This is a genomic window from Enhydrobacter aerosaccus (assembly GCF_900167455.1).
GTDB lineage: Bacteria > Pseudomonadota > Alphaproteobacteria > Reyranellales > Reyranellaceae > Reyranella > Reyranella aerosaccus.
Genome location: NZ_FUWJ01000007.1, coordinates 266,148 through 272,888, shown reverse-complemented (window position 1 = coordinate 272,888; position 6,741 = coordinate 266,148). Strand labels below are relative to the sequence as shown.

General features: G+C 63.0%; 5 protein-coding genes and 4 pseudogenes. 4 read left to right on the top strand and 5 right to left on the bottom strand.

The window, feature by feature from the left end; translation table 11 throughout:
- Positions 1 to 329 precede the first annotated feature (329 nt).
- Positions 330 to 1,106: pseudogene (locus tag B5D62_RS34055) on the bottom strand (IS3 family transposase); the annotation flags it as partial.
- A gap of 280 nt (positions 1,107 to 1,386) precedes the next feature.
- Between B5D62_RS34055 and B5D62_RS22840 the strand changes: the two are divergent.
- The gene (locus B5D62_RS22840; protein WP_085936239.1) at positions 1,387 to 2,160 is read left to right on the top strand and encodes a sulfotransferase family protein; all 774 of its coding nucleotides are present in this window, start codon (positions 1,387 to 1,389) and stop codon (positions 2,158 to 2,160) included.
- A 127-nt stretch (positions 2,161 to 2,287) separates the two neighbouring features.
- Here the strand turns inward: B5D62_RS22840 and B5D62_RS22835 are convergent.
- A pseudogene (locus tag B5D62_RS22835) lies at positions 2,288 to 2,749 on the bottom strand (IS66 family transposase); the annotation flags it as partial.
- 80 nt (positions 2,750 to 2,829) lie between these two features.
- On the opposite strand from B5D62_RS22835, the gene B5D62_RS22830 reads away from it, so the two are divergent.
- The 3 genes and pseudogenes from B5D62_RS22830 to tnpC all read left to right on the top strand — a co-directional run.
- A complete protein-coding gene (locus tag B5D62_RS22830) occupies positions 2,830 to 3,198 on the top strand; it encodes a transposase (protein ID WP_085936238.1) in 369 nt (122 codons plus the stop codon).
- Entirely contained in the window at positions 3,195 to 3,551 is a 357-nt protein-coding gene (tnpB, locus tag B5D62_RS22825; protein ID WP_085936237.1) for an IS66 family insertion sequence element accessory protein TnpB, read from the top strand. Before B5D62_RS22830 ends, tnpB begins: the two co-directional genes overlap by 4 nt.
- A gap of 99 nt (positions 3,552 to 3,650) precedes the next feature.
- A pseudogene (tnpC, locus tag B5D62_RS22820) lies at positions 3,651 to 4,685 on the top strand (IS66 family transposase); the annotation flags it as partial.
- A gap of 8 nt (positions 4,686 to 4,693) precedes the next feature.
- Here tnpC and B5D62_RS22815 read toward each other — a convergent pair.
- From B5D62_RS22815 to B5D62_RS22805, 3 genes and pseudogenes are all read right to left on the bottom strand, one after another.
- Positions 4,694 to 4,831: pseudogene (locus B5D62_RS22815) on the bottom strand (transposase domain-containing protein); the annotation flags it as partial.
- A 97-nt stretch (positions 4,832 to 4,928) separates the two neighbouring features.
- Positions 4,929 to 5,285 (bottom strand): hypothetical protein, encoded by a 357-nt coding sequence (locus B5D62_RS22810; RefSeq protein ID WP_139374029.1) that lies wholly within the window; start codon positions 5,283 to 5,285, stop codon positions 4,929 to 4,931.
- 319 nt (positions 5,286 to 5,604) lie between these two features.
- Positions 5,605 to 6,603 carry a polysaccharide biosynthesis/export family protein gene (locus tag B5D62_RS22805; protein WP_231714908.1) on the bottom strand — a complete coding sequence of 333 codons (999 nt, stop codon included), beginning with the start codon at positions 6,601 to 6,603 and terminating at the stop codon, positions 5,605 to 5,607.
- Positions 6,604 to 6,741 lie beyond the last annotated feature (138 nt).

The following is a 6,741-nucleotide window of genomic DNA, read 5'->3' as shown; positions in this document are numbered from 1 at the left end:
CGCAAGTTGGCGGTGATCATGCATCGGATGTGGCGCGACGGTACGCCGTTCCGCTGGACTGCACAGGAGGCCTGATAGAGTTCCCACAGCAATCGGTCGACGGCAGATCAAAGCCTGACCGATCCGAGGTCCCGGCAGGGACGGGGATGAGACGAAGGCCGCACGAGTGCCTGGGCCATCAATGCTAGCTATCGAGCCCGCCGTTTAGCTTGGTCCGTCTCACCTTCGAAGCCCATCATGCGGCGACAACGACCGCGGACAGAAGCGTGACCCCATGCCGGGAACCGGATCAATTGCCCTTGACGCCCAGACCCCGACTACAGATGCAGTTCGTCCCGGAGCTTGCCGTTGAAGCTCTCGATGAAGCCGTTCTGCTGCGACTTGCCTGGCGCGATATAATGCCAGCCGACGCAGGTCTGCTGCGACCAGGCGAGGATCGCCATGCTGGTGAGCTCCGTTCCATTATCCAAGACGCAGCTGAGCGGCCGGCCGCGACGGGCGATCACCAAGTCTAACTCGCGGGTGACCCGGATGCCGGACAGTGATGTATCGGCGACCGGCACAGGCACTCGCGGGTGAAGTTATCGACGACGGCAAGAATGCGGAAGCGCCGTCCGTCGGTCAGCGTGTCGCTCAGGAAGTCGAGCGACCGACGCTGGTTGCGGCCCTGCGGCAACAGCATCGGCGCCCGCGTTCCCAGGGCCCGCTTGCGGCCGCCGCGCCGACGCACCTGTAGCCGCTCCTCGCGATAGAGCCGCCGGAGCATCTTGTGATTGAGCCGGACGCCTTCGCGATCGAGCAGCACGTGCAGCCGCCGATAGCCGAAGCGGCGCCGAGTCGCGGCCAGTTCCCACAACCGGGTTCGGATCGCCGCGTCGTCCGGCCGCCGGCTCCAGTAGCGAATCGAGCTGCGGTCGCTGCCGATTACCACACACGCCCGCCGATCGCTCACCGCGTACGCCTGACGCAGGTGAGCGACGGCCTCTCTTCAGGCGACCGGCGCCATACTTCGCCTTCCACTTGTAGGACGTCGTCTCGCTGATCCCGTGCTTGCGGCACACTTCCGCCGTCGCCACACCGGCCTCCTACTCTCGCAGGATCCCGATAACCTGCTCCTACGTAAACCGCGATCGCCTCTCATCCGTCTCCTCTCCGCGACGGACTCTACTTAATTCCGGAGGAATTCCGAGGGCGCAGGTCACACTGCATATGACGCAGGCTAAAGGAGGTGTATCGGGGTTTGCTTAAATGGAGAGCGACACCTTCGCTGCGTACATGTCAATTTGCGCACATTTTTAAAGCTTACTTGACGCTTTCGCCAGATGGACGTGAAATATCAAAAATAAATATAAGTAGCTGAGATGGTCGGGAGCGATCGAGATAATTATGATTTTCCTAATTGGAACCCAAAAGTCAGGGACTACGTGGCTACGGAACTGCTTTTCGCATGTGTGTACGGTCCCGCTGCAACAAGAGCTTTATTTTGTGGAGTTGTATGAGCACATCTCACAGCATATCCATACTTATGGCCATTTGGGCGAGGAAGAGACGCTAGAGGCTATTCGCAGAGTGTCAGCGTCGTCGTGGCGATCATTACTCGATTGCGTTAAACCGGGCACTGAATTTGATAAGAGTGCTTACCCGTGTGCGACAGCGCATGCGCCTATTCGTAATGATCTCCACCCATATGCGGTGCGAAGAGCGAAAGAAGTATTTCCCGATGCGCGAACAGTTGTAATCGTGCGGGATCCGAGAGCAGTATATAGCTCCCTAGTTGAGTACCTTAATGGCTTTCAGTCCGGATGGGGACAGAAGATCGATCCAGTTGAATTTGGCCAAACCTGGCAGCTACAGAATACGATCTGGCTTAACGATAGGCCCTCTATTTACGTTAGATATGAGGACTTAAAGAAGGACTTCGTCAATTCTCTGTCGCGGATCTTCGTCGCTTGCGATCTGGTTTATCCTCAAGGGACGCTCGCAAAAATTACCGAGGAAGAATACAAGATTGATGTCGGCAGAGCGCGGCAGCCAGAGATATATCGCCTAGGACGTGTTGATGATTTCAAAGTGCGTGTAGCGCCCTCGGTTATCAAGCAAATTGAGACCGCAGCTGAAAACCTTATGAGTTTTCTGGGTTATCGCCCGGTGGGCACCTAAGTCTGAGCCGATAGTCTCTATTAATTAGGTAATCCCTAACGAATCCGGACCAAGATTGGGTCGAGATCGTTGAGGTTTGTGGTTCCTAAAAGCTTGTGTAGCAAGGGATATAGGGTAAGCGTCGTTTTCAGGCCACGGCCTTGAGGTCGATCGTTGCGTGATAAGCCCAGGGCAGCAGCTCATCGAGGCGGCTTTGCGGGTGACCCTCGACGATGCGGGCGATGACGTCGGCGAGGTAGCGGAACGGCTCGACGCCGTTGAGCTTGCAGGTCTCAACGAGCGAGGCGATCACCGCCCAATGCTCGGCGCCGCCGTCGGAGCCGGCGAACAGGGCGTTCTTGCGCGTCAGGGCGAGCGGCCGGATGGTGCGCTCGACGACGTTGTTGTCGATCTCGATACGGCCGTCGTCGAGGAACAGGCAGAGGCCCTGCCAGCGCGACAGCGCGTAGCGGATCGCCTCGGCGAGCTTGGTCTTCTGACTGATGAGCTGGAGCTTGTCGCGCAGCCACGGCTCGAGCGCTTCGACCAGCGGCCGGCTGCGCTCCTGGCGGACCTGGCGACGCTGCTCGGCCGAACGACCGCGGATCGTAAGCGATGTTCTGGCGCCACGTTGTAGTGACGTGGTGAACTGCGCGAGTGTCGGCAGGCCAGGTCATTGGAGTTGGGCCTATGTCGGACACAGTGCGTAAGCCTATGTCGGAGCCGGTGCGTCGGGTGGAGATCTTCACGGGCGCGGGCCGGCGGCGGACGTGGAGCGTCGAGCAGAAGGCGGCTGTGGTTGCCGAAAGCCTGGCCGGGGCTGAGTCGGTGAGCGCGGTTGCGCGGCGGCACGGGCTGACGCCGTCACAGTTGTTCGGCTGGCGTCGACAAGCGAGCGGCCGTTCGGTGGTGGCTCAGGAGCGATTGAGCTTCGCATCGGTTGTCATGGGGACCTCGCCGATCGAGATCGAGTTCGGCGGGGCGACGATCCGCGTATCGACGGGCAGCGATGCGGCGACGTTGCGGGCCGTGTTGCAGGCGCTGAAGGCCGTGGCGTGATCGTCGCTTCGGGTGGCGTGCGGGTGCTGGTGGCGACCAAGCCGGTCGACTTCCGCAAGGGCATGGAGGGCTTGGCGGCGCTGGTGCGCGAGGCGATGGGCGCCGATCCGTTCAACGGCGCGGTCTACGTGTTCCGTGCCAAGCGGGCCGATCGGGTGAAGCTGATCTTCTGGGACGGCACGGGCATGGTGCTGATGGCCAAGCGTCTGGAGGACGGCAAGTTCCGCTGGCCCGGCGTGCAGGACGCGATCCTGCGCCCGAGCGCGGCCGAGCTACAAGCCCTGCTCGAAGGGCTCGACTGGCGGCGGGTGCACGAGCCCCGACAGATCGCGGTGCCGATAGCGACGAGTTGACTCGGTCGGCGCAAAACGGTCGCAAGGGCCGAGCGTCTGTGATCCATTGTGCCGGTGAGCACGCCCGCCCTGCCTGACGATCCTGGCCTGCTGAAGGCGATGCTGATCGCCGAGCGGCTGGAGAGCGAGCGGCTGCGCCAGATCATCCGGGAGTTCCAGCGTCATCGCTTTGGCCGGCGGGCCGAGAGCGTGGCCGAGGACCAGCTTCAGCTCGCGCTGGAAGACGCTGAGCAGGAAGCCGCGGCGGGGCAGGCCGAGTCCGAGCAGAAGAGCCCGGCCGAGCGCAAGGCGCGCGCTGCCCGGCGCCGGAGCAACCGCGGCGCGCTGCCGTCCGGCCTGCCGCGCATCGATACGGTGGTCGATGTTGCGAGCACCGTCTGCCCGTGCTGCGCAGGAACTCTGCATCGCATCGGCGAGGACGTGTCGGAGCGCCTGGACGTCGTGCCGGCGCAGTTCCGGGTGCTGGTGGTGCGTCGGCCGAAGTACGCCTGCCGGGCTTGCGCCGGGGCCGTCGTGCAGGCGCCGGCGCCGGCCCGGCTGATCGAAGGCGGGTTGCCCACCGAGGCGACCGTGGCCCACGTGCTGGTGTCGAAGTTCGCCGATCACCTGCCGCTGTATCGCCAGGCCCAGATCTACGCGCGCCAAGGCATTGCCCTGGATCGCTCGACCCTGGCCGACTGGGTGGGGCGGGCGGCGTTCCTGCTGCGGCCTGTGCACGAGAGGCTGCTCTACCGGCTGAAGGCCTCGCCCAAGCTGTTCGCTGACGAGACGACGGCGCCGGTGCTCGATCCGGGGCGTGGCCGGACGAAGATCGGCCAGCTCTTCGCCTATGCCCGGGACGACCGGCCGTGGGGCGGCAGCGATCCGCCGAGCGTGGCTTACGTTTACGCCGCCGATCGCAAGGCCGAGCGGCCGATCGCCCATCTGAACGGCTTCACCGGCATCCTGCAGGTGGACGGCTACGGTGGCTACAAGGTGCTGGCCAGGCAGACCAACGTGGCACTCGCCTTCTGCTGGAGCCACGTGCGGCGCAAGTTCTACGAGCTCGCCACGCCCGGTCCCGCGCCGATCGCCAGCGAGGCGCTGACGCGCATCGCCGAGCTCTATCGCATCGAAGCCGAGATCCGCGGTAAGCGTCGTTGTCAGGCCCCAGGCTTGAGCTCGGTGCTAGCGTGATAGGCCCAAGGCAGGAACTCGTCGAGACAGCTATTGGGATGGCCGTTAACGATGCGAGTGATGACGTCGGCGAGGTAACGGTAAGGTTCGAGGCCGATCAGCTTTGCACGGCGAGCCTGGACCATATGGCCTTCATGCTGGGCAAGCGCAGTTCGGCGAGCAACAGCTCGGCGCGTGCGGCGTCGACGGTCATGGCTGTCGTCATGGCGCGACCTCCAGGCCGGCCGTGAGCGGGGTCGTCGTGGCCTCGACCGCGGCGAGTTCGTCGTAGATCGCGAGCGGCGCCAGTTCGACGGCAACCGCCGGGATCGGGGTCTGCTGTGGTCGCAGCCGCGCTCGCAGCTCGCCGGGATCGGGTAATCGGCCGGCGTCGAGATCGGCGCCGATTAGGCTCGCCAGCTCGGCTTCGCGGGCACACTCATAGGCAAGCGCCAGCAGCTCGACAGTGACCTTGCAGGCACGCCGCGCATCGTCTTGGTCACGCCAGGCCTCGAAGGCGCGAGCATAGGCCGGCCGCGGGGACAGCTGGTCGCGGTAGACCAAGTTGAGCAGTGTCATCGGCTTTCGGCGCAAGGCGTGGATCACATGCCGCTAGTCGACGCCATGGCCGCCCTTGTTCTCCGACAGCGGCCGGCCGCGGCGCGGTTGTTGGCGTTGCGCCGCCCGACGATCTGGTCGACGAAGGCTCGATAGGCGTCGAGGTCGACCCGCAAGCGATGCCCACCGGCCAGCTCGATCTCGATCGAGTCTACCCTTGCTCGAGGTCGGCAACGCCGGCGCCACAGCAGGCAACGCGACTGGAACAAGCGCTGCCTTCGACCAGCGTCAGAGGTCGACTGAGCTTGGAAAGGAGATAGTCCTAGGGCACCACGGAGCATCACCGTTTAGAGACGGCCACGATACCCACGCTAGTACCGGCCGGGATCAGAAAGGTCGAGATGATGGCGCCGACCTTCTGAAGCTCGGCTGCCGGCGCGTTCGAAACGAACACCAGGTCTTTGTTGTGTATCGGGAAGCGCTGCGCCAGGAAAAAGGCGCTCGGAGCACGCATGTCCAGACGATAGATGACCGGTATCTCCTTGGCCTCGTCTGCCGACGGTCGGGAGTAGCCAAGCTGGTCATACGAGGCGGTCGGCTCGAATCGAATCACGAAAACGCCACCGGGGTCGGCCCGCAGGTCGTTCAAGCCTCCTGCTTTTGCAATTGCTTCCTCGAGTGAAATTCCGATCGCGTCGAACGGCAAGACATCGTTCGTTCCGGTTGCGCCCGCGGCAGTGAATGTCTGCCGCTCCTTGTCGACGCTAATGACGTCGTCTGGTGCAACTGCAATGTTCTCCTTTGGATCGGTGAGCAGCACTTGCATCGGAACGCGCACCGACCGCTGGCCCCGCATGAGCGTCAGAAAGGTTTCGTAAGGAGGAGATTTCACCCCACCTGCCGCTGCGACGACGTCCAGAATGCGATCCCCCCGGACGCTCAGAGGAATACGCGCTCCTGATGTCACTTCTCCCAGCACACTGACCGTGCTTGAAAGGTTTTTCGTCACTGTCACCAGCACCTGCGGATCAACGACCTTGTTTTGCAGGCGCTCTACGATCAAGCTCTCCACCTGATGCGGAGAGCGACCAGCCACTGCAATCCTGCCGGCGTACGGGATGGTCACTGAGCCGTCGGCACCTACTACCTGCTCAGGAATGGATGTTGCTCTCGACCCGGTTGAGCCGCTCCCGCTTACGGGGGGCGAGCTAAAGAGGCCACCGGACGACACTTCCCAGATGCTGACCTGGATGACATCTCCAACGCCTATGGTCTGCGTCCGAACGCCCCCTTGATTACCGAAGGTTCCCTGAAGACTCGACGTCCTCCAATTCTCCATCGACGTCACGACGCGTGATGAGAGGTCAATCAGGGCAAACCGAATCCCATCGCCTTTGGCGGGGGACTGCGCCGCGGCCAGGATATCGGATCGTGAAGGGCCGGCTGAAGGCAGCGTGCACGAGGTCAGAGCCAGTAG

Coding starts and splice junctions, on each gene's coding strand:
- B5D62_RS22840 (WP_085936239.1), top strand. CDS start 1,387: ATGATTTTCCTAATTGGAACCCAAAAGTCAGGGACTACGTGGCTACGG.
- B5D62_RS22830 (WP_085936238.1), top strand. CDS start 2,830: ATGTCGGACACAGTGCGTAAGCCTATGTCGGAGCCGGTGCGTCGGGTG.
- B5D62_RS22810 (WP_139374029.1), bottom strand. CDS start 5,285: ATGACACTGCTCAACTTGGTCTACCGCGACCAGCTGTCCCCGCGGCCG.
- B5D62_RS22805 (WP_231714908.1), bottom strand. CDS start 6,603: ATGGAGAATTGGAGGACGTCGAGTCTTCAGGGAACCTTCGGTAATCAA.